General features: G+C 72.0%; 26 protein-coding genes and 1 pseudogene. 11 read left to right on the forward strand and 16 right to left on the reverse strand.

From position 1 onward, the window contains the following. Positions 1 to 97: 97 nt before the first annotated feature. From ACFY3C_RS34375 to ACFY3C_RS34400, 6 genes are all read right to left on the reverse strand, one after another. Entirely contained in the window at positions 98 to 1,048 is a 951-nt protein-coding gene (locus tag ACFY3C_RS34375) for a VOC family protein (RefSeq protein ID WP_390773577.1), read from the reverse strand. Continuing rightward, positions 1,029 to 2,144, reverse strand: a complete 1,116-nt coding sequence (locus ACFY3C_RS34380) for a 4-oxalomesaconate tautomerase (protein ID WP_390773578.1) — start codon at positions 2,142 to 2,144, stop codon at positions 1,029 to 1,031. Before ACFY3C_RS34380 ends, ACFY3C_RS34375 begins: the two co-directional genes overlap by 20 nt. Beyond that, on the reverse strand, positions 2,141 to 2,887 hold the full coding sequence (locus ACFY3C_RS34385; RefSeq protein ID WP_390773579.1) for a 4-carboxy-4-hydroxy-2-oxoadipate aldolase/oxaloacetate decarboxylase: 747 nt from the start codon (positions 2,885 to 2,887) through the stop codon (positions 2,141 to 2,143). Before ACFY3C_RS34385 ends, ACFY3C_RS34380 begins: the two co-directional genes overlap by 4 nt. After that, a complete protein-coding gene (locus ACFY3C_RS34390) occupies positions 2,884 to 3,621 on the reverse strand; it encodes a PIG-L deacetylase family protein (protein WP_390773580.1) in 738 nt (245 codons plus the stop codon). The genes ACFY3C_RS34385 and ACFY3C_RS34390 overlap by 4 nt, the downstream gene beginning before the upstream one ends. 128 nt (positions 3,622 to 3,749) lie before the next feature. After that, positions 3,750 to 4,400: a GntR family transcriptional regulator gene (locus ACFY3C_RS34395; protein WP_390773581.1), complete on the reverse strand. Its 651-nt coding sequence runs from the start codon at positions 4,398 to 4,400 to the stop codon at positions 3,750 to 3,752. Positions 4,401 to 4,487: 87 nt separating this feature from the next. Then, positions 4,488 to 5,351: a LysR family transcriptional regulator gene (locus tag ACFY3C_RS34400; protein WP_390773582.1), complete on the reverse strand. Its 864-nt coding sequence runs from the start codon at positions 5,349 to 5,351 to the stop codon at positions 4,488 to 4,490. A 167-nt stretch (positions 5,352 to 5,518) separates the two neighbouring features. Between ACFY3C_RS34400 and ACFY3C_RS34405 the strand changes: the two genes are divergently transcribed. Further along, positions 5,519 to 6,331, forward strand: coding sequence for a DMT family transporter (locus ACFY3C_RS34405; protein WP_390773600.1), 813 nt, complete (start codon positions 5,519 to 5,521; stop codon positions 6,329 to 6,331). A gap of 372 nt (positions 6,332 to 6,703) precedes the next feature. Here ACFY3C_RS34405 and ACFY3C_RS34410 read toward each other — a convergent pair. Further along, a pseudogene (locus ACFY3C_RS34410) lies at positions 6,704 to 7,264 on the reverse strand (FAD-dependent oxidoreductase); the annotation flags it as partial. A gap of 102 nt (positions 7,265 to 7,366) precedes the next feature. Between ACFY3C_RS34410 and ACFY3C_RS34415 the strand changes: the two are divergent. Further along, the gene (locus tag ACFY3C_RS34415) at positions 7,367 to 8,410 is read left to right on the forward strand and encodes a zinc-binding dehydrogenase (RefSeq protein WP_390773583.1); all 1,044 of its coding nucleotides are present in this window, start codon (positions 7,367 to 7,369) and stop codon (positions 8,408 to 8,410) included. Positions 8,411 to 8,414: 4 nt separating this feature from the next. Here ACFY3C_RS34415 and ACFY3C_RS34420 read toward each other — a convergent pair whose 3' ends face one another. After that, positions 8,415 to 9,065 (reverse strand): TetR/AcrR family transcriptional regulator, encoded by a 651-nt coding sequence (locus tag ACFY3C_RS34420; protein WP_390773584.1) that lies wholly within the window; start codon positions 9,063 to 9,065, stop codon positions 8,415 to 8,417. Positions 9,066 to 9,288: 223 nt separating this feature from the next. Here ACFY3C_RS34420 and ACFY3C_RS34425 point away from each other — a divergent pair, with 223 nt between their 5' ends. The 5 genes from ACFY3C_RS34425 to hemC all read left to right on the forward strand — a co-directional run bounded on the left by ACFY3C_RS34425 (position 9,289) and on the right by hemC (position 14,819). Next, the gene (locus ACFY3C_RS34425; protein ID WP_390773585.1) at positions 9,289 to 10,761 is read left to right on the forward strand and encodes an MFS transporter; all 1,473 of its coding nucleotides are present in this window, start codon (positions 9,289 to 9,291) and stop codon (positions 10,759 to 10,761) included. A 394-nt stretch (positions 10,762 to 11,155) separates the two neighbouring features. Continuing rightward, positions 11,156 to 11,800, forward strand: coding sequence for a LuxR C-terminal-related transcriptional regulator (locus ACFY3C_RS34430; RefSeq protein ID WP_390773586.1), 645 nt, complete (start codon positions 11,156 to 11,158; stop codon positions 11,798 to 11,800). Positions 11,801 to 11,949: 149 nt separating this feature from the next. Then, a complete protein-coding gene (locus ACFY3C_RS34435) occupies positions 11,950 to 12,927 on the forward strand; it encodes an ATP-dependent DNA ligase (RefSeq protein ID WP_386578867.1) in 978 nt (325 codons plus the stop codon). A 106-nt stretch (positions 12,928 to 13,033) separates the two neighbouring features. Beyond that, positions 13,034 to 13,810 carry an NPP1 family protein gene (locus ACFY3C_RS34440; RefSeq protein WP_390773587.1) on the forward strand — a complete coding sequence of 259 codons (777 nt, stop codon included), beginning with the start codon at positions 13,034 to 13,036 and terminating at the stop codon, positions 13,808 to 13,810. 73 nt (positions 13,811 to 13,883) lie between these two features. Further along, on the forward strand, positions 13,884 to 14,819 hold the full coding sequence (gene hemC / locus ACFY3C_RS34445) for a hydroxymethylbilane synthase (protein ID WP_390773588.1): 936 nt from the start codon (positions 13,884 to 13,886) through the stop codon (positions 14,817 to 14,819). Positions 14,820 to 14,824: 5 nt separating this feature from the next. Here hemC and ACFY3C_RS34450 read toward each other — a convergent pair whose 3' ends face one another. From ACFY3C_RS34450 to ACFY3C_RS34465, 4 genes are all read right to left on the reverse strand, one after another. Continuing rightward, on the reverse strand, positions 14,825 to 15,364 hold the full coding sequence (locus ACFY3C_RS34450; RefSeq protein WP_390773589.1) for a hypothetical protein: 540 nt from the start codon (positions 15,362 to 15,364) through the stop codon (positions 14,825 to 14,827). 188 nt (positions 15,365 to 15,552) lie between these two features. Beyond that, positions 15,553 to 16,410 (reverse strand): ABC transporter permease, encoded by an 858-nt coding sequence (locus ACFY3C_RS34455; protein ID WP_386578845.1) that lies wholly within the window; start codon positions 16,408 to 16,410, stop codon positions 15,553 to 15,555. Next, positions 16,370 to 17,209 (reverse strand): ABC transporter ATP-binding protein, encoded by an 840-nt coding sequence (locus ACFY3C_RS34460; RefSeq protein ID WP_390773590.1) that lies wholly within the window; start codon positions 17,207 to 17,209, stop codon positions 16,370 to 16,372. Before ACFY3C_RS34460 ends, ACFY3C_RS34455 begins: the two co-directional genes overlap by 41 nt. Then, positions 17,206 to 17,658 carry a MarR family winged helix-turn-helix transcriptional regulator gene (locus tag ACFY3C_RS34465; RefSeq protein ID WP_390773591.1) on the reverse strand — a complete coding sequence of 151 codons (453 nt, stop codon included), beginning with the start codon at positions 17,656 to 17,658 and terminating at the stop codon, positions 17,206 to 17,208. Before ACFY3C_RS34465 ends, ACFY3C_RS34460 begins: the two co-directional genes overlap by 4 nt. A gap of 150 nt (positions 17,659 to 17,808) precedes the next feature. Between ACFY3C_RS34465 and ACFY3C_RS34470 the strand changes: the two genes are divergently transcribed. Then, entirely contained in the window at positions 17,809 to 18,624 is an 816-nt protein-coding gene (locus tag ACFY3C_RS34470) for an RNA polymerase sigma factor SigF (RefSeq protein ID WP_386578850.1), read from the forward strand. Between the two features lie 47 nt (positions 18,625 to 18,671). Here ACFY3C_RS34470 and ACFY3C_RS34475 read toward each other — a convergent pair whose 3' ends face one another. Beyond that, entirely contained in the window at positions 18,672 to 19,028 is a 357-nt protein-coding gene (locus tag ACFY3C_RS34475; RefSeq protein WP_390773592.1) for an ANTAR domain-containing protein, read from the reverse strand. Between the two features lie 127 nt (positions 19,029 to 19,155). Between ACFY3C_RS34475 and ACFY3C_RS34480 the strand changes: the two genes are divergently transcribed. Beyond that, positions 19,156 to 19,965, forward strand: coding sequence for a VOC family protein (locus ACFY3C_RS34480; protein WP_386578854.1), 810 nt, complete (start codon positions 19,156 to 19,158; stop codon positions 19,963 to 19,965). A gap of 6 nt (positions 19,966 to 19,971) precedes the next feature. Here the strand turns inward: ACFY3C_RS34480 and ACFY3C_RS34485 are convergent, their stop codons facing one another. Genes ACFY3C_RS34485 through ACFY3C_RS34495 form a run of 3 tightly spaced genes read right to left on the reverse strand, consistent with a single transcriptional unit; the run spans position 19,972 to position 22,951 of the window. After that, the gene (locus ACFY3C_RS34485) at positions 19,972 to 20,253 is read right to left on the reverse strand and encodes a hypothetical protein (protein WP_390773593.1); all 282 of its coding nucleotides are present in this window, start codon (positions 20,251 to 20,253) and stop codon (positions 19,972 to 19,974) included. A gap of 14 nt (positions 20,254 to 20,267) precedes the next feature. Next, positions 20,268 to 22,415, reverse strand: coding sequence for a glycogen debranching protein GlgX (glgX, locus tag ACFY3C_RS34490; protein WP_390773601.1), 2,148 nt, complete (start codon positions 22,413 to 22,415; stop codon positions 20,268 to 20,270). A gap of 23 nt (positions 22,416 to 22,438) precedes the next feature. Continuing rightward, positions 22,439 to 22,951: a pep a2 gene (locus ACFY3C_RS34495; protein WP_386578858.1), complete on the reverse strand. Its 513-nt coding sequence runs from the start codon at positions 22,949 to 22,951 to the stop codon at positions 22,439 to 22,441. A 303-nt stretch (positions 22,952 to 23,254) separates the two neighbouring features. Here ACFY3C_RS34495 and ACFY3C_RS34500 point away from each other — a divergent pair, with 303 nt between their 5' ends. Together ACFY3C_RS34500 and ACFY3C_RS34505 are read left to right on the forward strand one after the other, a co-directional pair. Beyond that, on the forward strand, positions 23,255 to 23,551 hold the full coding sequence (locus tag ACFY3C_RS34500) for a DUF5133 domain-containing protein (protein WP_386578860.1): 297 nt from the start codon (positions 23,255 to 23,257) through the stop codon (positions 23,549 to 23,551). A gap of 108 nt (positions 23,552 to 23,659) precedes the next feature. Then, the coding region (locus ACFY3C_RS34505) for a maltotransferase domain-containing protein (RefSeq protein ID WP_386578862.1) at positions 23,660 to 24,255 on the forward strand (596 nt) is incomplete at its 3' end.

Raw genomic sequence — 24,255 nt, forward strand, 5'->3', positions numbered from 1 at the left:
GCCAGACGCTAAGGACCCGCCACGCACAACATCAACATTTTTGTCAGCAATCGCATCGGCAATGAGGCGTCGGCGTGGCGGCTCCGGGCGTCGGCGGTCAGCCCACCGGCGGTGTGCCGTGGGTGTGGAAGGACTCGATGGTCTTCAGCCCCCAGGCCTCTCCCTTGGCCCGATCGGCCTCGGTCCAGGTGATGAGCGGCCAGTCCGGGGCCAGGACGAGTCGGGTGAGCGGGTTGCACAGCTCGATGCGGTTGCCGCCGGGCTCGTAGACGTAGAGGAAGAACGTCTGCTGGATGGCGTGCTTGTGCGGGCCGGTCTCGATGAAGACGCCGGTGTCGATCGCGAGGTCGGCGGCGCGCAGGATGTCCTCACGGGTGTCGGTCGCGAAGGCGATGTGGTGCAGCCGGCCGCTCGAACCGGTCCAGTCCTCCGTGTACACGACGTCGTAGGACTTGTTCGTGAAGGTCAGCCAGCGGGCCGCGATGCGCCCGGTGTCGAGCCGGATCTGCTCGGTGGGCCGGGCGCCGAGCACGTTTTCCTGGAACTCGGCGCCGGCGAGCACGTCGGCGGCGAGGAAGTTGACGTGGTCGAGTCGCCGCACCCCCACGCCCCGGTTGGGCTTGGCCTGCGGCTGGTTCTTCAGCGCCGGTTTCAGCTCGTCGGGAGCCTGGTAGTGCTCGCTCTCCCAGTACAGGGCGTGTTCGTGGCCGTCCGGGTCGGTCGTGACGTACAGCGCGCCGAGGCCGGGTTCGTCCTCGGCCCAGCGCCCCTTGCCGCCTGCCGCCTCGATCGCCCTGATACGGCGGTGGAGGGCCTCCTCGCCGGAGGTGCGCAGCGCGAGCCGGCCCAGGCCGGGCCGGTCCCGGGCGGTGAGGACGAGGCTGTGGTGCTCGTAGTCGTCGAATGTGCGCAGGTAGACGGTGTCGCCGTCCTCCCCGTTGACCGTGAGCCCCAGGTAGTCGGTGAAGAAGGCGACACTGGCGTCCAGGTCGGGGGTGAACAGCTCGACGTGGCCGATATGGGCGATGTCACCGAGCGGCGGAGCCATCGTTGCCTCCAAGGGGTTGTCCGGGTGCAGGGGCGGCGGCACGTGCGAAGACGATGCCGTCGATGATCTTTCGGGCCGTGCGGACGACGGCGGTACGACGCGCCGTGGGCGGGGAGGCGGCCGGGTCGACGGCCGTCTCGACGTCCAGGAAGCCGGTGGGGTGCTCGATGCGGACACGGTCGCCTCGCTCGGGCGGCCGGGCGATCCCCTCCCCCACCCCGCCGGGCAGCCGCAGCCCGGCCGCCACGCTCGCGGCGCCGAGAACGCCGATGGAGGTGTGGCAGCGGACGGGAATGAAGGTGCGGGTGGTGACTGCGCCGCCGTTGCGGGGCGGGGCGAGCAGGGTGAGCTTGGGGACGGTGGCGGTCTCCACGTCCTCGAGTCCCATCAGCCGCCCGGCCTCCAGCCGGATCTCCTGGAGGCGCTCGGTGAGCACCAGGTCCTCCTCCAGGTCCTTCGGTTCCTCGTATCCGGTGACGTTCAGCGCGGTCGCCGGGATGAGCACGGTCGGCATCCCGTTGTCCACGCAGGTCACCTCGGTACCGGCGACGGTGTCGCGGACGCTGCCGGTCGGCAGCAGCGGGGTGTCCCCGCCCGGGAACTCGATCACCACGGGGGCCGCGGTGCCGGGCACGCCCGAGATCTCGGCGTCACCGGTGTAGTCGACGCGCCGGCCCGGGGTGGGGAAGGCGGCGACGGCCCGCTCCCCCGTGTTGAGCATGCGGATGCGGACGGAGGTCTCGCCGTCACCGGGGACCACGAGCCCCCGCTCGACCGCGAACGGGCCGACTCCGGCGAGGATGTTCCCGCAGTTCTGACGGTCGCTCACCTCGCTGCGCTCCACGGCCACTTGGAGGAAGTGGTAGTCCACGTCGGCGTCCGGGGCGCCGGACGCGGAGACGACGGCCACTTTGCTGGTGAGCGGGTGGGCGCCGCCGAGTCCGTCGATCTGGCGCGGGTCGGGGCTGCCCATGATCCGCAGCAGCAGGTCGTCGCGGGCCTCCGGGTCGGCGGGCAGGTCCTCTGCCAGGAAGTAGGCGCCCTTGGAGGTGCCGCCGCGCATCAGCATGCAGCGCACCTCGGTGGGACCGCTCACGCCCCGGCTCCGCGCCGCGCGTGGTCCTCATCCCTGACGTAGGCCCCATCCCGGACGTACTCCTCGTACCTGGTGTACGTGACGCCCAGTTGCGCGAGCTTCTCCCGCAACCCGTAGCGGTCCAGGCCGAGTTGGCCCTCGACGAAGGCGGTGCGGGAGGCGGCCTCCTTGGCCTCCCGGGCCGCGGACGCCTCGACGGCCTCGCGGGCCTTCTCGCGCGGCACGAGCACGACTCCGTCGTCGTCGGCGAGAATCACGTCACCGGGCCGGACCGGCTGACCGCCGACGGCCACGGGTACGTTGACCGAGCCGCCGGTCGCCTTCACGGTGCCCTGCGCCGAGACGGCGGCCGACCAGGCGGGGAAGCCGAGTTCGCGCAGTTCCCGGGTGTCGCGGATGCCTGCGTCGATGACCAGGCCGCGCACGCCCCGCCGCTTCAGCGCGGTGGCGAACAGTTCGCCGAACATGCCGTCGGTGGAGGGCGAGGTGGTGGTGACGACCAGCAGGTCGCCCTCGCCGCACTGCTCGACGGCCGCGTGGATCATGAGGTTGTCGCCGGGCCAGGACAGCACGGTGACCGCGGTGCCCGCGACCCGGGTGCCCTGCTGAACCGGGCGCAGCCGCGCCGGCAGGAGTCCGGTGCGGCCCATGGCCTCGTGCACGGTGGCCACGCCGTACCCGGCGAGGGCCTCGACGTCCTCGGCGTCGGCCTTGGGCGGGCCGGTGACGATCACGCCGCTCATACCAGCTCCTTGGCGACCTGCGGGTAGGGGCGCATGTAGGCCTCGGCCATGGTCTTGTGCGGCAGACCGAGGTTGGGGCCCGCGTTGCGCTTGAGCTGGACGCCGCGGCGGACGGCCAGGTCGGTGTAGTAGTCCCACAGGTGCTGCTGGGCGCCGAGGCACTCCATGGCCTTGCGCTTGGTGTCCCACACCTCGGTGATGTCGAGCAGGACCTCGGGCCGGAAGCCGCTCATCTCGGGCTGGTGGGGCTCGAAGTAGAAGACGGGCGGGGCGCCGATGATCTCGCCGGGGCCGGGGTAGCCGATGGCCTGGGCGAGGACCCGCGCCTGAAGCGCCATGCGGTTGGCCGCCGGGTGGTCACCGTTGTAGGGGTCCTCGACCGGGTGGGTGAGCACCACGTCGGGCTGGGTCTCGCGGAAGACGGCGACGAGCCGGTCGGTCAACTCGGCATCGGCGACGAGCGGGTAGTCGCCGGCGTCGAAGAAGCGGACCTCGGCGCCGAGCGTGGCGGCGGCCTCCTCGGCCTCGGCCCGGCGTATCGCCTTGATCTCCGCCAGGGTCCTCCCCTCGCGCCACGCCTTGGCGGACTCGCCGCGCTCGCCGAAGGTGAGGCATGCGATGGTGACCCTCTCCCCGCGGGCGGCTGCCAGGGCGATGGCTCCGCCCGCGCGCCACACGAAGTCCCCGGCGTGCGCGGTCACGACCAGGGTCGAACGTGGTGGGGTGGGGGGCACGGCGCATGGGCGTGCGTCATTGCGGAAATCTCCCTTTTCAGGCTCGGTTCAGCGCAGGGGTGTGCCCCTGCGGTGCCCTCGCCTCGATGGACAGGTGTGCGCCCGCCCCGAGTCCCGCGCGCGGTGCGTCAGTCGCTGAGCGCCTCGATCACGCTGGCGAGGTGGGCGCGGACGGCCGCTTCGGCCGCCTGCGGGTCCCTGGCCCTGATCGCTTCGATCATCGCCAGGTGCTCGTTCAGGGATTGTTGGGGACGCCCCGGCCTGAGCGCCAACTGGAAGCGATGGCGGACCAGTTGGGCATTCAGCCGCTCCAGCAGCTCGACAGCGGTCCGCTGTCCGGAGATCTCCCGGATCCGGTCGTGGAGTTGGTGGTTGAGTTCGGAGTACGTCACCGGCTCGCCGTCGGCGACGGCCTTCTGCATCGCCGTGCCGAGGTCGGTCAGTCCGGCCAGCTGCTCGTCGCTCGCCGCGACGGCCGCCTTCGCCGCGCACAGTCCTTCCAGGACCATGCGGCACTCCGTGATCGCGACCGCTTCCTCCACGGTCACCACCCGCACCCGCGAGCCGCGGTTGCGGATCCGTTCGACCAGTCCCTGTGCCTCCAGATCGATCAGTGCCGCCCGGATGCTGGCCCGCGTCACACCGAACTGCTCGGCGAGTTCGTTCTCCACCAGCCGCTGGGCCGGTGCCATCTCGCCGTGCAGGATCGCCTGCCGCAGCTGCGCGAGCGCATGCTGTTTGGCCTGCTCTCCGGTGGTCGGACGGGCTTCCTTCGGCATCGTGCCCTCCCTGAGTGAGTGCCTGTCGAACGTAAATCTAGCCAAACAAGATTGTCAACAATTTTGTTCGCGCTTTCTGTCGGCGCCTCAGCCCGCCCGGTACAGCTCGGTGAGCAGTTCGCGCACGGCCGGGTGGGCGGGGTGCGGATCGTCCCGCCACCAGGCGAGGCGCACGGCGACGGGTTCGGCGTCGCGCACCGGCCGGTAGACGATGCCGGGCCTCGGGTACTGGTTCGCGGTGGACTCGGCCGTCACGCCGATGCCGCGTCCGGCGGCGATGACGGTGAGCCAGTCGTCGACGTCGTACGTCTCCTCCACGGCCGGCCGGGCGTCCGGCGGCCACAGCTCCGGCGTGGCCGTGCCGGTGCGGCGGTCGATGAAGAGCGTGCGCCCGGCGATGTCGGCGAGCCGGACCGAGCGGCGCCTGGCGAGGGGGTCGTCAGCGGCGAGCGCACACAGGCGCCGTTCCAGGCCGACGATGGCGGAGTCGAAGCGCCGGTCGTCCAGCGGCCTGCGGACGACCGCGAGATCACAGGCGCCCTCGGCCAGCCCCGCGGACGGGGAGTTGACCCGCACCAGATGCAGGTCGGTGTCGGGGTGTGCGGCGCTCCAGCGCCGCTGAAAGGCCACGGTGTGGCGGCCGAGCGCCGACCAGGCGTAGCCGATCCGCACCCGCTCGTGCCCCGAGGTGGCCTCCAGGACCAGCTCGGTCACGTCCGCGAGCACCCGCCGGGCCTGCGCCACCACGCGCAGCCCGGTCGCGGTCGGGGTGACCGCGCGCGAGGTGCGCCTGAGCAGCCGTACGCCCAGGGCCCGTTCGAGGGAGGCGAGGGTGCGGGAGACGGCGGCCTGGGAGACGCCGAGGGCGATGGCCGCGTCGGTGAAGGTGCCCTCGTCGACGATGGCCACGAGGCAGCGGAGCTGGCGCAGGTCGATGTCGGCTTCATGCATACGCTCAGCGTATAGATGGGCCCGAGTATGCATTTTGCGTAAGCATCCTGGCGGCGCACCATCCAGGCATGCCTCAAGCCCTCGAACGCCCTGCCGCCGCGACCGCCGCCGCGACCGGGCCCACCACTGCGTCCGGCTCCGCGCCGCAGGCCCGGCGGGCGGCCGGGGTGGCCACCATGTTCGGCAGCGGTCTGTCCAACCAGACCGGCGCGGCCATCGGGGCGCTGGCCTTCCCCGTGCTCGGCCCCCTCGGCGTGGTCGCGATGCGCCAGTACGTCGCCGCACTGGTCCTGCTGGCCGTCGCCCGACCGCGCCTTCGGTCCTTCGCCTGGAGCCAGTGGTGGCCGGTGCTCCTGCTGGCTGCGGTCTTCGGCACGATGAACCTCACCCTGTACAGCGCGGTCGACCGGATCGGCCTGGGGCTCGCGGTGACCCTGGAGTTCCTCGGCCCGCTCGTCATCGCCCTGGCCGCATCACGGCGCCGGCTGGACGCGGGGTGCGCGGTGCTGGCGGCGGCCGGGGTCGTGGTCCTGATGCGCCCACAGCCCTCGACCGACTACGTGGGTATGGGCCTCGGCCTGGTGGCGGCCTGCTGCTGGGCCTCGTACATCCTGCTCAACCGGGTCGTCGGCCGCCGCATCCCCGGCGCCCAGGGCGCGGCCGCCGCCGCGGGCGTGTCGGCGCTGGCCTTCCTGCCGGTCGGCATCGTCGTCGCCGTACGACACACGCCCACGGGCGGTGCCGTGCTGTGCGCCGTGGCCGCCGGGGTGCTCTCCTCGGCCGTGCCGTACCTCGCCGACCTGCTCACCCTGCGAACCGTGCCCGCGCAGACCTTCGGGCTCTTCATGAGCGTCAATCCGGTGCTCGCGGCCGTGGTCGGCTGGATCGTCCTCGGCCAGGGGCTCGGCGCGCCGGAGTGGGCAGGCATCGGCGCGGTCGTCGCCGCGAACGCGACCAGCATGCTGACTACACGAAACTGACGCTCGCCCTGGTGCGGGCCGGGACGCAGACCGGCCCACGCCGACTCATCCGGCCGACGCGGGGGTGGTCCAGGGCCGTCGGCCGGACGCGTCGGACGAGGACCTTCTTGAGGACGTCGCCGAGCACCTCGGCCGCACCCACAACGGACTCGGCCCCACCGCTTTGCCTCGCGCCCGGCACAGCCCACCCCCACCGCACCCAGCCGCCTCGCGCCCGACGCGGGCCCAGCGCACCGCGGGCTCTCAACTCGCGCCGGCCGCGGATCGACCCGTCAACTCCGGCCGGCCGGCGCCCGGAACGGACCCAGCCACCAACTCCACCCGGCTCGCGCCCGCCGCGAACCCAGCCCACCACCCCACATCACATGCCGGTCAGCCCACCACCTCCCCCCAGCTCGCCCCCGCCGCGACGGCCTGCCGCCATCTCCGGATCACCCTGGGCGGCATACCGACGGCGAGGGCTAAGCGGCTGTCGGTCAAGTCCCCGTCGACAACGGCCAGTTCGTCGTGTCCGGGCAGGTACCCGTACGCCTGGATCTTCAGGTCGTACCGGTCCGACCAGAAGTACGACACCGGCGCGAACGGCTTGCATGCCTCGGGGTTGAGCAGGTTCCGGGCTGCGGCCATGCCCTGTTCGGCCGCGTTGGTCCGGTGTTCGAGCCGCATCGACACCCCGAAGTGCGGGTGGTGCCAGCGGGCCACGTCCCCGGCCGCGTACACATCGGGTGCCGCCTGGCAGTACTCGTCGCAGACCACCCCGTCGGCCACGATGAGCCCGCTGCCCGTCAGCCACTCCGTGTTCGGCAGCGAGCCGACGGCGACAAGCATCTCGTCGACCTCGACCTCCTGGCCGTCCCCGAGCCGCACGCCCTCCTCGGTCACTTCGGTGACCGTGACCCCGTTGCGCAGGTCGACGCGATGGTAATGAGATTGCTTGACTCAAGTAACTCACATATGCTTGCCTAACTCAAGCAAGCCCGCTCAGGGTCCCACTCCACCCCACTCCCCCTTCACCTCCGAAAAGCGAGTCGCCCCATGGCCACCATGAAGTCCGTACAGACCGGCGCCGTCGGCAAGGTCGAGGTGGTGGACGTCGAGCGTCCCGTGCCCGGTCCGAAGGACGTGCTCGTGAAGATCCGCGCCTGTGGGATCTGCGGCACCGACGTCACCTTCCTGCACATGGGCGGCATGCCGGCCCACGCACATCTGGGCGGCGAGCTGGTCCCGGTCGCCCTGGGGCACGAGCCGGCCGGCGAGATCGTCGAGGTCGGCGCCGAGGTCACCGAGCTGAAGGCCGGTGACCGTGTGGTCGTCAATCCGCAGGACGCGCCCACCGGCATCATCGGCTGCGGCGGCCGGTACGGCGGCATGAGCGAGTACCTGCTGGTGGAGAACGCCACGGTCGGCCGGAGTGTCGCGGTGTTCCCCGACACCGTGCCCTTCGACGTCGCCTCCCTCAACGAGCCGATGGCGGTCGCCCTGCACTGCGTCAACCGGTCCGAGGCCCGGCCGCGGGACAAGGTGGTGGTGTTCGGCGCCGGGCCGATCGGGCTCGGGGCCACCATCTGGCTGAAGCTGCGCGGGGTCGAGCACGTGGTGGTGGTCGACGTCCTGCCCGGACGCCTGGAGAAGGCGCTCGACGTCGGCGCGGACGCAGTGATCAACTCCGCCGAGGAGGACGTCATCGCGCGCCTGACCGAGCTGCACGGCGAGGCCGCCAACGCGCTCGGCCAGCCCCGGCCCGGCACCGACGTCCACATCGACGCCGCCGGTGCCGCCGCTGTCTTCAACACCGTGGTGGCCTCGGCGAAGTGGGGCGCCAAGCTGGTCATGGTGGCCGTACAGAAGAAGGGGTCCGAGATCGATCTCGGGGGCATGCTGCGCAGCGAGCTGACGCTCGTCGCCTCCCAGGGCTACCCGACGGAGATCTTCGAGGTCACGCCGCAGCTCGTCGAGCACCACGAGCGCTTCGCGAAGCTCATCAGCCACCGGGTCCCGTTCTCCGCTGCCGGCCGGGCCTTCGAACTGGCGCTCACGCCGGGGGCCGCGGAGAAGGTCGTGGTGACCTTCGGTGCCTGAGGGGTCAGCGGGCGCGAGTGACCGGCGCCAGCCACAGCCCCACGATCGCGTCGGCGAGCCCCGTGGCGACCTCGCTCCAGGTGGCACGCGGGGTCGGGGTGCCCTCGGCGACGGCCCGCTCCCGCTCGGCGCAGGTGTGCAGGATGAGCGTCCGGACCATCTGGCCGCGTTCGGCCCGGACCTCGGCGGGCAGCTCGGGCAGGGTGCGGTTCAGGTTGTCGATCGCCTCCCGCAGCGCCGGCGAGGTCAGGGACTCCTCGACCATGATCTCGTGCAGCGCCGGGTCGGTCATCACCTGGGCGCAGAACCGGGCGTACCAGGTGGGGCTGCCGAGGCCGGCCAGGTGCTCGGTCACCGGGCGCACCAGGCAGTCGACCCAGTCGCGCACGTCGGAGGAGCCCTCGGCGGCCGTCAGGGCCCGTTCCCGCAGCACCTCGATGGGCGCGGCGTGCCGGCGGGCCACCGCGCGGACCAGGTCGGCCTTGGTGCCGAAGTGGTAGCCGACCGCCGCATTGTTGCCCTGGCCGGCGGCCTCGCTGACCTGGCGGTTGGACACGGCGTACACACCGTGCTCGGCGAACAGCCGCTCCGCCGCGGCCAGGATCGCTTCCCGCGTCGCGCTGACCTGTTCCGCCCGCACCGTCCTGCGCGCCATGCTCACCACCGCTCCGGGACTGCGCACCGCCCTGGGGCGGCCAGTCCCGCGCACCGTCCCAGGTCCTCGACCGGGGCGGCGAGGTCCAGCCAGGGCAGCCTACGGGGCGCGCCGCACCCTCGGCCGACAGGCCCGGCCCGGACCGTCTTTTCACGCCGCTAAAGTAAGTCAAGCAGTTGACTTAAAAAGTCTACCGCTCCCCCTACGGAAGGTCCCGTCTCTCATGTCCGACGCTCCCGTCCGGCCCGCCGAGGCCGGCAGATCCGCACCGTCACGCTCGAACGCCGTGGTCGCGGTGCTCGCCCTGGCCGGTATCACCGTGTCGCTGATGCAGACCCTGGTGATACCGATCGTCCCGGAACTGCCCGTCTATCTGCACGCCTCGGCGTCCAACGCGGCCTGGGCGGTCACGGCGACGCTGCTGGCCGCCGCCGTCGCCACTCCGGTGGCCGGCCGGCTCGGCGACATGTTCGGCAAGCGGCGCCTGCTGCTGGTGAGCCTGGTGCTGCTGGTGGCCGGCTCGGTGGTCTGCGCGCTCAGCGACGCGCTGGTCCCGATGATCGTCGGCCGTACCCTGCAGGGTCTCGCGGCCGCCGTGGTGCCGCTGGGCATCAGCATCATGCGCGACGAGCTCCCGCCGGAGCGGCTGGCCGGCTCGACCGCGCTGATGAGCGCCTCGCTCGGGGTCGGCGGCGCCCTCGGTCTGCCCGCCGCCGCCTTCATCGCCGACCACTTCGACTGGCACGTGCTGTTCTGGACCTCGGCCACGCTCGGTGTCGTCGCCTTCGCGCTGGTGCTGACCCTGGTGCCGGAGTCCCGCGTGCGCACCGGCGGCCGCTTCGACCTCGTCGGGTCGCTCGGCATGGCGGTCGGGCTGGTCTCGCTGCTGCTCGCCATCTCGAAGGGCGCCGACTGGGGCTGGGGCAGCGGCACCACGCTGGGCCTGTTCGCCCTCGCGGTCGTGGTCCTGCTGGCGTTCGGCTTCTTCGAACTGCGTACGGCGCAGCCGCTGGTGGACCTGCGCACCACCGTCCGCCGCCAGGTGCTGTTCACCAACCTGGCCTCCATCGCGTTCGGCTTCTCGATGTTCGCGATGTCCCTGGTCCTGCCGCAGCTGCTGCAGCTGCCGACGCAGACCGGCTACGGCCTGGGCAGGTCCATGCTGACCGTGGGTCTGGTGATGGCGCCGCAGGGCCTGGTGATGATGGCCACGGCCCCCGTCTCCGCCATGATCACCAAGTCGCGGGGCCCGAAGGTCACGCTGATGATCGGCGCGGTCGTCGTGGCGGCCGGGTACGGCCTCGACATCGTGCTGATGAGCGAGGTCTGGCACCTGATCCTGGTGTCCTGCGTCATCGGCGCGGGCGTGGGCTTCGCCTACGGCGCCATGCCGGCCCTGATCATGGGCGCCGTGCCTGCGTCGGAGACGGCCGCCGCCAACAGCCTCAACACCCTGATGCGGTCCATCGGCACCTCGGTGGCCAGCGCGGTCGCGGGTGTGATCCTCTCGCAGCTGACGATCAGCCTCGGGGGCCAGGCGCTGCCGTCCGAGAACGGCTTCAAGGCCGTCATGGCGATCGGCGCGGGCGCCGCAGTCCTGGCCTTCGTCCTCGCCTCCTTCCTCCCCCGCCACCGCCCCGCCGGCACGGCCGAGGCTCCGGCGCAGGCCGAGCCGTCGGCCGAGACGGTGGGCTAGGAAGCGCGAGCGTGCTTCTGGTGGAGCGGCGACCACGACTGGCGCGGCCGGCCGTCCCGCGGTGTCACGAGGCGCCGGTCCGCCGATCCGCCGGAGGGCGAGGGCAGGCCGGGGACCGGCGGGCTGCCCGGGCGGGGCAGACCGTGCGGCGCGGCTCGCCCCGGCGGGGGCTCGACCGGGCCGGGCCGCGGCAGCCGCTGCGGCTCGCCCGGCCGGGGCATCGCCACCACGGCCGCGCGTGCGGGACGAAATACGCGGCGGGCCGACGAATGGAACGCGGCGAAGCCGCCGAACGCTCCTGGGGGCCCGCTGTCCGTCACCGGGCCGGACCCCGCGCTCTACGACGACCATGACCAGCCGGCCCCGTCGAGGGTGCGACCAAGGTGGAGTTGCCGTGCGTGTGGTGATCGCCGAGGACAACGCGCTGTTGCGTGAGGGCCTGGTGCTGCTGCTCAGCTCTGTCGGGCACGAGGTGGTCGCGGTCGTCGGCAGTGGGCCGGAGATCCTTCCGGCACTGTTGGACCACCGCCCCGACATCGCCGTACTGGACGTACGGATGCCGCCGCTCTTCCGGGACGAGGGGCTGCGTGCGGCTCTCGACGCGCGCCGGTACCTGCCCGGGCTGCCGGTGCTGGTGCTCTCGCAGTACGTCGAGGAGTCGTACGCGGCCGAGTTGCTGAGCGGTGGCGCCCGCGGAGTGGGCTACCTGCTCAAGGACCGTGTGGGCCGGGTCGACGAGTTCCTCGACGCGCTGGAGCGGGTCGCGGGCGGCGGCACGTCCCTCGACCCGGAGGTGGTGACGGAGCTGATGACCCGGCGCGAGGACTCGCCCCTGGACGCGCTGACCCCGCGCGAGCGGGAGGTGCTGCAGCTGATGGCCGAGGGCCACGACAACACCACCATCGCCAGGACCCTCGTCATCACCGAACGCTCGGTCAGCAAGCACATCGGCAACGTCTTCCTGAAGCTGGGGCTGCCGCCCAGCGACAGCGGACACCGCCGGGTGCTGGCCGTACTCGCCTACCTGCAGCACGCGTGAGCTGCGCGGGACCGTACCCAACTCGTGGCGTCGGCCTGCCAGTCGACGCCGGTGGCACCGAGGCGACCGGACGGGCCCGTTCAGGGGAACTGGTGACGAAAGGCGCGTGACGGCGCCGGGTGCGGTCGACACCTTCTGCCGTGACCGCCGTGACCCTGCCGTTGATTGCGCCGATGCTCGCCACCCCGGGCAGGCTGCCGCCCGCCGCCCAGGACGAACGGTGGGCGTACGAGACCAAGCAGGACGGTCAGCGGGTGATGGTCTACCTGCCCGGCGACGGCAGCGTGCTGCTGCGCGCCCGGTCCGGTGAGGAGATCACCGGCGCCTACCCCGAACTCCGGCCGCTCGGCGGCGCCCTGGGCAGCACGGCCGCCGTCCTGGACGGCGAGGTGCTGGCCCTGGACGAGCAGGGGCGGGCGGACTTCCAGTTGCTGCAGGGCCGGATGGGTCTCGCCCACTCCCCCGCGCGAGCGGCCCGCCGGGCCGCCCAGGTACCAGTCCACCTGGTGCTGTTCGACGTGCCCTATCTGGAGCGCCCACTGCTCAGGCTCCCTTACGCCGAGCGGCGGGCGCGGCTGGAGGAGCTGGGCCTGGCGGGGCCGTACTGGTCGGCGCCGGCCGCGGTGACCGGGCACGGCGCCCAGGCGCTCCGGGCGACCCGGGAGCACGGTCTCGAAGGGCTGGTGTGCAAGCGGCTGGACTCGGTGTACGAGCCCGGGGTGCGCTCCCGCGCCTGGATCAAGATCCGCAACATGCGCAGCGAGGACGTGATCGTCGGCGGCTGGCTGCCGGGCAAGGGGCGGCTGACCGGGCTGCCCGGCGCGGTGCTGGTCGGCCAGCGGGCGGGCGGCCGGCTGCGCTACGTGGGCGGGGTGGGCACCGGCTGGAGCGAGGCGGAGCGGACGGAGCTGGCGGCGCTGCTGCGGGCCGCCGCCAGCGCCGAGTGCCCCTTCGACCCGGTGCCGCGGATCCCGGACGCCCACTGGGTGCTGCCCCGGCTGGTCGGCGAGGTCAGCTACAGCACCCGGACCCGGGCCGGGATGCTGCGCCAGCCGTCGTGGCTGCGGCTGCGCCCCGACCTCACCCCGGAGGAGTCGGCGGCGGACGTCCCGGAGGGCGGGCAGTAGGTGTTCTGCGGGGCTTCACTCATGGGACGCGTGTGATCTCTTGGCAGCGCAGCCTTTGCCCGGGATGCTGAACTCCCTTGCCCCCCACCGCTGTTGGAGGACCCTCGTGCCGTCGCTCACCTCCCGTGTCCGGCCCGGCAGATGGTTCGGCGTGCTCGCCGGCGCCGCCGCACTCGTCGTCGCCTTCCCGGCCGTCGCCTTCGCCGCACCGCCGCTCGCGCTGCCCAGGAACGCCGAGCCCGCCGAGCTGACGTACCAGCCGGCCTTCGACTACGACACCGACGGCTGCTACCCGACGCCCGCGATCGGCCCGGACGGCACCATCAACGGCGGCCTCAAGCCGACGGGCGCCCTCAACGGCAGCTGCCACGACGCCTCCGACCTGGACAACACCAACAGCTACTCGCGCTACAAGTGCAACAACGGCTGGTGCGCCTACCTGTACGGCCTGTACTTCGAGAAGGACCAGGCGCTCCCCGGCACCAGCATCGGCGGGCACCGGCACGACTGGGAGCACGTGGTGGTGTGGGTGCAGGACGGGCAGGTGCGGTACGTGTCGACGTCCAACCACGGCTCGTTCACCGTGCACCCGGCCTCCAAGGTCCGCTTCGAGGGCGGCCACCCGAAGGTCGTGTACCACAAGGACGGCATCAGCACGCACTGCTTCCGGCTGGCCAACGAGAACGACGAGCCGCCGGAGAACCACAAGCACACCTGGCAGTACCCGCCGCTGGTCGGCTGGAACGGCTATCCGGCGGGCCTGCGCGACAAGCTGAGCACCTACGACTTCGGCAGCGCCCACTTCGGCCTGAAGGACGCGAGTTTCCCCTCCCACCTGGCCAAGGCCGAGCCGCCCGGGATCCCCTTCGACCCGAACGCCTGACCTGCTCTCGAACGCCTGATTCTTGGTGGGGGACATGACGGGGCAGGGCGCCCGAGGGTCTATCGTGTCCCCCATGTCCGTCCCGGAACTGATCCGCATCGTGTCCCGCGACTCACCGATGGCTCTCGCCCAAGTCGAGCGCGTGCGCGCCGAGTTGGGCGTGCTGCATCCAGGGGTGCGCACCGAGGTCGTACCCGTGAAGACCACGGGTGACAAGTGGCTCGGCGACCTGTCCAAGGTCGAGGGCAAGGGGGCGTTCACCAAGGAGGTGGACGCCGCCCTGCTGGCCGGCGAGGCGGACCTCGCGGTGCACTGCGTCAAGGACGTGCCCGCCGACCGGCCACTGCCCGCCGGCACGGTGTTCGCCGCGTTCCTGAAGCGGGACGACGTCCGGGACGCGCTGGTGCACCCGGGCGGGCTCACCCTCGACGAGCTGCCGGCCGGCACCCGGATCGGCACCTCCTCGGTGCGCCGGGTCGCCCAACTGGCCGCCACGCACCCGCACCTGGAGTGCGTGCCGTTCCGCGGGAACGCCAATCGCCGGCTGGAGAAGCTGGCCGCCGGTGAGGCGGACGCGCTGCTGCTCGCGGTGTCCGGTCTGGAGCGGATCGGCCGCCAGGACGTGATCAGCGAGGTGCTGTCCCCGGAGACGATGATGCCGCCGATCGGTGCGGGCATCCTCGCCCTGCAGTGCCGGGAGGGCGACATCGAGCTGATCGACGCGGTCAGCGGGCTCGGCGACCCGGCCACGCACCGGGAGGCCACGGCCGAGCGGATGTTCCTGCATGTGCTGCAGGGGCACTGCAACAGCCCCATCGCCGGCTACGCACACGTGGACCGCGGCGGTGAACTCTCCCTGCGGGCCTGCGTGTTCACCCCGGACGGCAAGACGCGACTGAACGCCCACGAGTGGGCGGGCCGGCTGGACGCGGCCACGCTCGGCACTTCGGTCGCGGTGGCGCTGTTGCGGCAGGGGGCGCGGGAGATCATCGACGGCATCCCGCACTGACCGGGTCAGGCGGTGCCGGGCTCCGTCTGGTCCTTCACCGTCTGGTCCTTCAGGAAGGCGCTGACCTGGTGGGCCAGGCCGCCCTGTGCGGCGCCCGCGGGGGCGGGGGCCGTGGTCGCCTCCAGGATGCCGATGCCGCCCGTCCACAGCCGGCGGTCGGCCCACTCCTCGTCCACCCGCAGCTGGACCTGCACGTCCACGTGGGTGAGGGCTGCCTCCGGGGCGGCCGCGTAGAGCACGGCGGTGGCCCGGCGCAGCGGATAGACGTCGAAGCCCTCGATGAACTGGGAGTTGCGCCAGTCGATGAACGCGCCCTCCCCGTCCGGGCCGACCCGGACGTCCATCTGGCCGTCCTCGAGATGGATGCCGTAGTGCTGCGCACCGCGGTTCTCGACCGTCACCCGGACACTGAAGTACGTCAGCCCGGCCGCGGCGTCGTCACGTCCGCGCGGCGGCTCGGCCGCCTCCAGGCGGTGGACGCGGACCCGCAGACCGGCATGCTCGTCGTACTCGTGCCAGTCCCCGACCACGTTCGGCTCGTACACAGTGCCCCTCTCGACCTCAGAGAGCTGCTGTCTATCTGTGCGCTCAGCGCACTGTCAAATGAGCAGAATGCGCTGTGGCCAGGGGGTTCGCCCGCTTTGATCGGTGATCAAGCGCTGCCCAGGAAGAATCCCGTCACGGGGCCCGGGGCGGGGTGCGGCCGCGTGCCGCATGTCACTCCGCGGCAAGATCAGCGGGCCAGCCGGCCGAGCAGTGAGGAAGCCGCGGCGATGCCCAGGGCGGCGGCCACCGCCAGGACGCCGAAGTCGGCGGCGAGGTGGGCGGGCGTGCCCAGCAGCAGGCCACGCAGAGCGTCGACCTGGTAACTGAGCGGGTTGGCCTTGCTGACGGCCTGGAGCCAGCCCGGCATCACCGAGACGGGGTACAGGGCGTTGGAGGCGAAGAACAGCGGCATCGTGATCGCCTGCCCGAAGCCCATCAGCCGGTCGCGGCTGAGGACGATGCCCGCGATGGTCATCGAGAGGCAGGAGAAGAACGCGGAGGCGAGGACCACGGCCGCGGCGACGCCGAGCAGCTTCAGCGGGTTCCAGGTGAGGGCCACGCCGAGCAGGGCGGCGATGAGGACGACCACGACGGCCTGGATCAGCGACTTCACTCCGGCCGCGAACGCCTTGCCGGTGATCAGTGCCGAGCGCGGGGTCGGTGTGACGAGGAGCTTGTTCAGGATGCCCGCGTCCCGCTCCCAGATGATCTGGATGCCGTAGAAGATGGCGATGAACATCGCGGACTGGGCGATGATGCCGGGCGCCAGGTAGTCGACGTAGGGGATGCCGCCGGTGGGTATCGCGCGGATCCGGGTGAAGGTCTGGCCGAAGATCAGCAGCCACAGGGCGGGCTGGACGGCGCGGGTGTACAGCTCGGTGCGGTCGTGGCGCAGCTTCTGCAGTTCGACGGCGCACATCGCGGCGACCCGGGCGGGCAGCAGGCGCCAGCCCGCGCGGGGCCGGGGCGGGGTGAGCAGCAGGGCGGTGCCGGCGGCGGTGGGGTCAGCCGACGCGGTGCGCGGTGCGGCGGGTGCTTCGGACATCGCGGAAACCTCCTGCGGAGTCGAGGCCGCTGCCGGCGACGTCCCGGAAGACGTCCTCCAGCGTGGGCAGGGTGTCCGTGCCCCGGCGTTCGGCGAGTCCCCGGCGCAGCTCGGCCGGAGTGCCCAGGGCGCGGACGCGACCGCGGTGCATCAGGCCGACCCGGTCGCAGTACTGGTCGGCCTCGTCCATGTAGTGGGTGGTGACCAGGACGGTCATGCCGGTGGCGGCGCGTACGGCGTTGATGTGCTCCCAGACGCCGGTGCGGGCGATCGGGTCCAGGCCGATGGTGGGCTCGTCCAGGATCAGCAGTCGGGGCGCGCTGACCAGGGCCTGGGCGAGTTCGAGGCGGCGGACCATGCCGCCGGAGTAGGTGCCGGCGAGCCGGTCGGCGGCCTCGGCGAGGCCGACGGCGGCCAGGGCCTGGGCGACGCGCTCGCCCCGCTCGCGGCGCGGCACGTCGAAGACCCGAGCGAACAGGGCGATGTTCTCCCGTCCGGTGAGCCCGCTGTCGGCGGACAGCTGCTGCGGGACGTAGCCGAGGAGGCGGCGTACCGCCATGCGCTCCTTGGCGACGTCGTGCCCGAAGACCCGGACCATGCCGGCCGGCACCGGGAGGAGCGTGGTGATGCAGCGGATCGCGGAGGTCTTTCCGGCGCCGTTGGGCCCGAGCAGTCCGAACACCTCGCCCTCGCGGACGGCCAGGTCGAGTTCGTCGACCGCCCTGGTGTCCCCGAAGGCGTAGGCGAGACGGGTGCAGGTGACGGCTTCGGCGGGCGGGGCGGGGGTGTCGCTCGTCATGTCTCCTCGACCTCCTCGTGCAGGGTGAGGGCCAGCTTGCGCAGCGCCGGCAGGGCCGCGCGCAGGGCCTCCCGGTCGGCCTCGTCCAGCCGGGCCACGTGCCGGCCGACCAGTTCGGCCCGGCGGCGCTGCCAGTCCCCGAGCCGCTGCTCGGCGGCCTCGGTGAGCAGCAGGCGGGCGGCCCGCCGGTCGGCGGGGTCCGTCTCCCGGATCAGATAGCCGTCCCGGACGAGGTGGTTGACCAGGGTCGACACGGAGTTGCCCGCCAGGTGCAGGGCCCGGGCGGCCTCCGAGATGCCGATGCCGGGCCGGCCCTCGACCAGCCGCAGCAGCTCCACCTCGGCACCGCTCAGCCGCGGCAGGGTCAGCCCGCCGCGCAGCCGGCGCCGGATCAGCCGCTGGATCCGTACGAGCGCGTCGGCCAGCTCCTGGGGGAAATCGGATTCCACTCCTGAAGATTACCTCTGTTACAGAGGTAACGCGCTTCACGCCCGATATCACCCGAATTGTTTGATCTACCCATCAGCGGGAATCCGCACAACAGTGCTTCGGACAGGAGGCACGCCCGGATCCAGCGACCGCTGAGGGAAGTGCGCGCGATGCCTGTCACCGGCAGCACGAAGCCTCACCCCCATGACGACGCCCCCGACACGACCGAGTCCTTCGAGCGGCTCGCACAGCTGCCGGACGGTCCCGAGCGCCAGGCGCTCCGGGACGAGCTGGTCCGCCTGTGGCTGCCCATGGCCGAGCGGATCGCCGTACGGTTCCGGGGCCGCGGGGAGTCCCTGGAGGACCTGTACCAGGTGGCCGCCCTCGGCCTGGTGAAGGCCGTCGACCACTACGACCCTGACCGTGGCCGTGCCTTCGAGGCGTACGCGGTGCCGACGGTCACCGGTGAGATCAAGCGCCACTTCCGCGACCACATGTGGACGCTGCATGTGCCGCGCCGGGTGCAGGATCTGCGCAACCGGGTCCGCGGCGCCCTCAAGGAGCTGGCGCAGACCACGCCCGGCCGGGCGCCCACCGTCGCCGAGATCGCCGCGCACACGAAGCTCAGCGAGGCCGAGGTGCGCGCCGGCATGGAGGCCCTGGAGTGCTTCTCGGCCCTGTCGCTGGACGCCGAGGTGTCCGGCACGGAGGGGTACGCGCTCGGCGACTCGCTCGGCGAGGCGGACCCCGGCTTCGACCTCGTGGTCGACCGCGCCGCGGTCAAGCCGTGTCTCCAGGCGCTGCCCGAGCGTGAGCGCATCATCCTCTACCTGCGGTTCTTCGACGGGATGACGCAGAGCCGGATCGCCCAGCAGCTGGGTATCTCGCAGATGCACGTCTCCCGGCTGCTCAGCGGCTGCTTCGAGCGACTGCGGGAGGAGCTGCTCGCGGAGGCGCCGGCCGAGCACCTCGCGGAGGCCGGCTGAGCACCTGACGGGGCCTGTCCGGCACCTCGCGGACGCAGGCCGATCCCTCAGTCCTCCACGCTGCCCGGGCTCTCCTCCGTGCCGGCGGGGATGGCCTCGGCGGTCCCGGGGATCTGGACGGGCCCGTGCCGGTCCAGGGCGTCCTCCAGCGCGGCACGGATCGCGGGCGGGATGTCGCCCCGGCGGCCCCAGATCAGGATCAGCTCCGCGATGTTGCGCAGCTTGATGTTGGTGTGCTGGGAGACGTCCTTCAGCGCCTCCCACCCCTGGTCGGGTGTCACCCGGCCGAGGGCGACCATCATCCCGATGGCCTGGTCGATGACAGCGTGGGAGGCCACGGCCTCCTTCAACTGGTCCACTTCGGCCTGCAGCTCGGCGATCCGGTCGGGCTCCGTCTCTCCCATGCCTCCATCGTGCTCACCCGCCTGGCCCCCCGCCACCGGGGTACTCGACAGGCACCGCACCCGGTTCCGGTTGGACACTGGTGCCAGACCGGTAGGCGCCGGGCCCCGAGACCAGGACGCGACTGCAATGAACCATGACACGCCTGCCAGCAGTGGACCGAGGACGAGGGACATCATCTCCACGCACTCCGTCTTCGGTGCCCCGTGCTGGGTGAGCCTGACCAGCCGCGACCTGGCGGCCACCCAGGAGTTCTACTCGGCGCTGCTCGGCTGGCGGTGGCGCGGCGCCAAGCTCGGCGAGCACTTCCGGATCGCGCTGGCCGACGGTGTGCCGGTCGCCGGGATCGCCGCGGTCGCCGCCATGTGGCAGATGGCGGTGGCCTGGACCCCGTACTTCGCCGTGCCGGACGCGGACGAGGCGGTGTCCCGGGCCCGGGAGCGGGGCGGTACGGCGGCCGTGGGGCCCTTGTCCTTCCCGCCGGGGCGGGCGGCGCTGCTCGCGGACCGGGACGGGGCCACCTTCGGGATCTGGGAGGGCGAGCTGGTCGGCAACTGGGAGGCCTGGCGGCGGGCCGCCCCCACCTTCATCCGGCTGCACACCCGCAACGCCTTCGACTCGGCGCTCTTCTACGGCGAGATCCTCGACTGGGCCTCCGGCAAACCGGGCTGCTGCGAGGTCGAGTACGAGGGCGGCGAGGTGGTGCTGCGCAGCAGGGGTGACGTGGTGGCGCGCATCGACTCGGGCGCGGCGGAGTCGGCCCCCGACCCCTCCGTACGGCCGCACTGGCAGATCCACTTCGCGGTAGCCGACGTGGCGGGCTGCGCGCGGACCGCCGAGAAGCACGGCGGCAGCGTCCTGAGCGAGCAGGAGGACGAGGCGATCCTGCGGGACCCGGACGGCGCCCAGTTCACGGTCACGTCCCGCCGCTCACGCTGAGCAGCCTCAGCGGACCGGCCCGACCCGACCGGTCCAGGAGGCCTGATCCGGGGAGGGGTCCCAGGTCACTTCGACGCCTGCGTCCCCGGCGAGGTCCCTGAGCAGCGCGACGACAGCGGCCTGCGCCGCTTCGGCCTCCGCCTCGGCCCCCGCCCCGTCGAGGCGTCCGCAGAGCATCCCGCCGTCCGCGGTGCGGATGCTGTGGCGCCAGCCGTCCGGTGTCGCCAGCAGGACGACGCTCTCGGGCACGTTGACCAGAGGTCTCTGCTTCCTGCGCCGTTTCGCCATACGACCATCCAACATCACGTCACCGGCGGCGAACCCCGTCGGCCCCTTCTCCCGCCGCGCGACGGCCTCGAGAGCACGATCAGGCTTCGGGACTCCACGCGGAGTCGGGTGCCTGCCTTGCGTTCGCGTTCGTCGGGGATGCCGTCCGGCTCGGCGGTGTCGATCAGGGTCGTCCAGCGCTCGCCGTAGGACTCGTCGGGGAGGCGGAAGACGACCGGCTCCCAGTAGCCGTTCAGGAGCAGCAGGAAGGAGTCGTCGAGCACGCGGCGGCCGTAGGGGTCGCGTTCGGCGATCGCGTCGCCGTTGAGGAACACACCGACCGAGTGGGCGTCTTCGCGCTGCCAGTCCCGGGCGGTCATCTCGCGGGCGTCGGGCCGCAGCCACATCAGGTCGGGCAGCGGCTGCGCGGCGTTGGTCGCGGTCTCGCCGTGGAAGAAGCGGCGCCTGCGCAGCACGGGATGCCGGGCGCGCAGGTCGATGACGTACCGGGTGAAGTCCGTGAGGGTGTTTTGCTCGTCCGTCAGCTTCCAGTCGACCCAGGAGACTTCGTTGTCCTGGCAGTAGGCGTTGTTGTTGCCGCGCTGGGTGCGGCCGAGTTCGTCGCCGTGGCTGAGCATCGGTATGCCCTGGGACAGCAGCAGGGTCGCGAGGAGGTTGCGCTGCTGGCGGGCGCGGAGTTCGAGGACGGCCGGGTCGTCGGTGTCGCCCTCGGCACCGCAGTTCCAGGACCGGTTCGCGCTCTCGCCGTCCCGGTTGCCCTCGCCGTTGGCCTCGTTGTGCTTGTCGTTGTACGACACGAGGTCGCGGAGGGTGAAACCGTCGTGTGCCGTCACGAAGTTGACGCTCGCGCGCGGCCGGCGCCGGCTGTGCTGGTACAGGTCGGAGGAGCCGGTCAGCCGGGAGGCGAACTCACCGAGCGAGCCGGGTTCCGCCCGCCAGAAGTCCCGTACGGCGTCCCGGTAGCGGCCGTTCCACTCCGACCACAACGGCGGGAAGTTGCCCACCTGGTAGCCGCCCTCCCCCACGTCCCAGGGTTCGGCGATGAGCTTGACGCGGCTGATCACCGGGTCCTGCTGGATCAGGTCGAAGAACGCCGAGAGCCGGTCCACCTCGTGGAACTGCCGGGCCAGCGTGGCCGCGAGATCGAAGCGGAAGCCGTCGACGTGCATCTCGGTGACCCAGTAGCGCAGCGAGTCCATGATCAGCTGCAGTACGTAGGGGTGCCGCATCAGCAGGCTGTTGCCGGTGCCGGTGGTGTCGTAGTAGTGCCCCCAGTCGCCGTCGACGAGGCGGTAGTAGGAGGCGTTGTCGATGCCCCGGAGGGACAGCGTGGGGCCCATCTCGTTGCCCTCGGCGGTGTGGTTGTAGACCACGTCGAGGATGACTTCGAGGCCGGCCGCGTGCAGCGCCTTCACCATCGCCTTGAACTCGTCGACCTGCTGGCCCAGGCTGCCGAAGGCGGCGTAGGCGTTGTGCGGGGCGAAGAAGCCGATGGTGTTGTAGCCCCAGTAGTTGGCGAGGCCCCGGTCCTGCAGGACGCCGTCCTGCACGAACTGGTGGACCGGCATCAGCTCCACCGCGGTGACGCCGAGCGAGGTCAGATGCTCCAGGACCGCGGGGTGCGCGAGGCCCGCGTAGGTGCCGCGCAGCCGCTCGGGGACGTCCGGGTGGGTGCGGGTCAGGCCCCGCACGTGGGCCTCGTAGATGACGGAGTCGGCGTACGCGTACCGCGGCGGGCGGTCGTCGCCCCAGTCGAAGTACGGGTCGGTGACCACGCCGAGCATCGAGTGGCCGGCGCTGTCCCCCGGGGAGGGGCCGTCCGCCGCGCGCTCGTAGAGCGAGGCGTGGTTGTCGATCTGGCCGTCCACCGCTCGCGCGTACGGGTCGAGCAGCAGCTTCGCCGGGTTGCACCGGTGGCCGAGGCCGGGCTGCCAGGGGCCGTGCACGCGGTAGCCGTAGCGCTGCCCCGGGCCGACGCCGGGCAGGTAGGCGTGCCAGACGAACCCGTCGACCTCACTCAGGGGGACGGGGCGCTGGGTACCGGCGTCGTCGACCAGGATCAGCTCGACGCGCTCGGCGACCTCGCTGAACAGTGCGAAGTTGGTGCCCTGCCCGTCGAAGGCGGCGCCCAACGGGTAGGGGTGCCCGCTCCAGACGGGCACCCCTTTCCGGGACTTCCGTGCCGTCACCGGGCGCCCTCCAGGACGCCGTCCACGGCGGTCGCCGGGGCGGCCAGGGCGAGCACCGGGAGTTCGCGGGGCACCTGGAGCCCCTGACTCAGGCTCGGCGCCGGAGCGGTCGGAACCAGCGGGACGCGTTCCCCGGCGCGGGCGCGCTGCGAGAACCAGATGATCTTGGCGCCGCCGTCCGGGGCACAGCAGCCCCAGCCGTCGCTCATGGCGGCGATGTCCGCCAGGCACGCCCGCAGGTCCTGGTCCGGGCGAAGGTCGCGGTCGTCGCCGCCGACGGCCGTGATGAGATGCTGGCCGTTCCACCACATCTCGATCGACGTGTCCTTGTCCGAGGCGTGCTCGTCGATCGCGCGCAGCAGCAGTTCGGCACCATGACAGACGGGAACCACGAGGTTCTCGAGGTCCCAGTAGCGGAGATGGGCGGCCAGGATGCGGCTGACCTGTCCCACCCGTTCCGGGCTGACTTCCACGTCCAGGTGGTAGTAGCAGGGCACTGCGGTCTTCATCGTCGCTTGCTCCTCACCCGCGAAGCTCCCGCTCCCCGTGCCGGTGTCCGGGAGTGCCCCGGACACCGAGCGTGAGCGCCGATCGCTTCTGAGTCACCTCCACAGTGGGGTCACTACGCCATTCGTGCAACACGAGCCTCCCGAACGGCGGATGGTTGAAGATCCAACAGGACGTTGCGTGGTCGTACGTGCACCATGAGTGAAAGCCTCGATCGCCGTAACGGTGCCGTGCCCTCCCCTGCGCGGACACCACCCGACCGTCGGGAACGCGCCCAGTCGAGAGCGTGGAAGGTGAAGAGGGTCATGCTGCTACCCGCCAAGGCCGAAGTGGCCCGGCAGTTGCGGCGTTACCGGGCGTGGGAGCGCGTGATGCTCGCCAAGCCCCACGACCGCACGGTCCGGGCCACTTTCGAGGACTCGGGCTACACCTTGTGCGTGCTGATGGGAAAGCGCTGCGCCCGGGAGGCAGCGGACGCGGCGGAGCGCTATCTGCGCTCCAGCCTGGCCGGCTATCTGCGCGACCAGGACGGACGGCCGCAGTCGGGACGGGCGGCCCGGCCGGCACCACCGGAGCGGCGTTCCACGGCGCCAAGCCCCTGACGTGGCACCGTACTCGGCAATCCCCACGGGGCGGCAGCAGCCGAACCGTTTCTCGGATCGAGAAGCCGGGCCTCAGGCCCGGCTTCGCGCACGGCGGAGGTGAGTTCCATGCGCAGGACCCCGGCCATCGGCCGTGTACCGGTACGTGACGTGCGGCCGGCCGTGGAGTGCGGCAAGCGCCCGGCGAAGGCGGTGACCGGAGAGACGTTCCAGGTCACGGCCACCGTGTTCCGCGAGGGGCACGACGCCGTCGGCGCCAATGTCGTCCTGCGCGATCCGACGGGCCGCCGTGGGCCCTGGACCCCGATGCGCGAACTGTCCCCCGGCAGCGACCTGTGGGGCGCGGAGGTCACCCCGGACGCCATCGGCCGCTGGACCTTCCGCGTGGAGGCGTGGAGCCATCCGCTGGCGACCTGGCGGCACACCGCCTCCGTCAAGATCCCGGCGGGCATCGACACCGGCCTGGTCCTGGAGGAGGGCGCCGAACTCTACGAGCGGGCTGCCGCGGGAGTGCCCAAGGGGCCGCAGCGGGACCTGGTCCTGGCCGCGGCGCGGGCTCTCGGCGACGACACGCTGTCCGTGCACCACCGCCTGAAGGCCGCGTTGTCACCCGAGGTGGACGCGGTGCTGTCCCGGTATCCGTTGCGGGAGTTGGTGACCGCGTCCGACGCGATGCCGCTGCTCGTGGAGCGGGAGCGGGCGCT

Origin of the sequence: Streptomyces sp. NPDC001410 (genome assembly GCF_042895235.1) — a bacterium.
Taxonomy (GTDB): domain Bacteria; phylum Actinomycetota; class Actinomycetes; order Streptomycetales; family Streptomycetaceae; genus Streptomyces.

Excerpts from the sequence above, each read along its gene's own strand:
- ACFY3C_RS34500 (WP_386578860.1), top strand. The coding sequence starts at position 23,255 with ATGCTGCTACCCGCCAAGGCCGAAGTGGCCCGGCAGTTGCGGCGTTAC.
- ACFY3C_RS34495 (WP_386578858.1), bottom strand. The coding sequence starts at position 22,951 with ATGAAGACCGCAGTGCCCTGCTACTACCACCTGGACGTGGAAGTCAGC.
- ACFY3C_RS34455 (WP_386578845.1), bottom strand. The coding sequence starts at position 16,410 with ATGTCCGAAGCACCCGCCGCACCGCGCACCGCGTCGGCTGACCCCACC.
- ACFY3C_RS34425 (WP_390773585.1), top strand. The coding sequence starts at position 9,289 with ATGTCCGACGCTCCCGTCCGGCCCGCCGAGGCCGGCAGATCCGCACCG.
- hemC (WP_390773588.1), top strand. The coding sequence starts at position 13,884 with ATGTCCGTCCCGGAACTGATCCGCATCGTGTCCCGCGACTCACCGATG.
- ACFY3C_RS34460 (WP_390773590.1), bottom strand. The coding sequence starts at position 17,209 with ATGACGAGCGACACCCCCGCCCCGCCCGCCGAAGCCGTCACCTGCACC.
- ACFY3C_RS34475 (WP_390773592.1), bottom strand. The coding sequence starts at position 19,028 with ATGGGAGAGACGGAGCCCGACCGGATCGCCGAGCTGCAGGCCGAAGTG.
- ACFY3C_RS34485 (WP_390773593.1), bottom strand. The coding sequence starts at position 20,253 with ATGGCGAAACGGCGCAGGAAGCAGAGACCTCTGGTCAACGTGCCCGAG.
- ACFY3C_RS34375 (WP_390773577.1), bottom strand. The coding sequence starts at position 1,048 with ATGGCTCCGCCGCTCGGTGACATCGCCCATATCGGCCACGTCGAGCTG.
- ACFY3C_RS34480 (WP_386578854.1), top strand. The coding sequence starts at position 19,156 with ATGAACCATGACACGCCTGCCAGCAGTGGACCGAGGACGAGGGACATC.
- ACFY3C_RS34420 (WP_390773584.1), bottom strand. The coding sequence starts at position 9,065 with ATGGCGCGCAGGACGGTGCGGGCGGAACAGGTCAGCGCGACGCGGGAA.
- ACFY3C_RS34470 (WP_386578850.1), top strand. The coding sequence starts at position 17,809 with ATGCCTGTCACCGGCAGCACGAAGCCTCACCCCCATGACGACGCCCCC.
- ACFY3C_RS34385 (WP_390773579.1), bottom strand. The coding sequence starts at position 2,887 with ATGAGCGGCGTGATCGTCACCGGCCCGCCCAAGGCCGACGCCGAGGAC.
- ACFY3C_RS34415 (WP_390773583.1), top strand. The coding sequence starts at position 7,367 with ATGGCCACCATGAAGTCCGTACAGACCGGCGCCGTCGGCAAGGTCGAG.
- ACFY3C_RS34395 (WP_390773581.1), bottom strand. The coding sequence starts at position 4,400 with ATGCCGAAGGAAGCCCGTCCGACCACCGGAGAGCAGGCCAAACAGCAT.
- ACFY3C_RS34400 (WP_390773582.1), bottom strand. The coding sequence starts at position 5,351 with ATGCATGAAGCCGACATCGACCTGCGCCAGCTCCGCTGCCTCGTGGCC.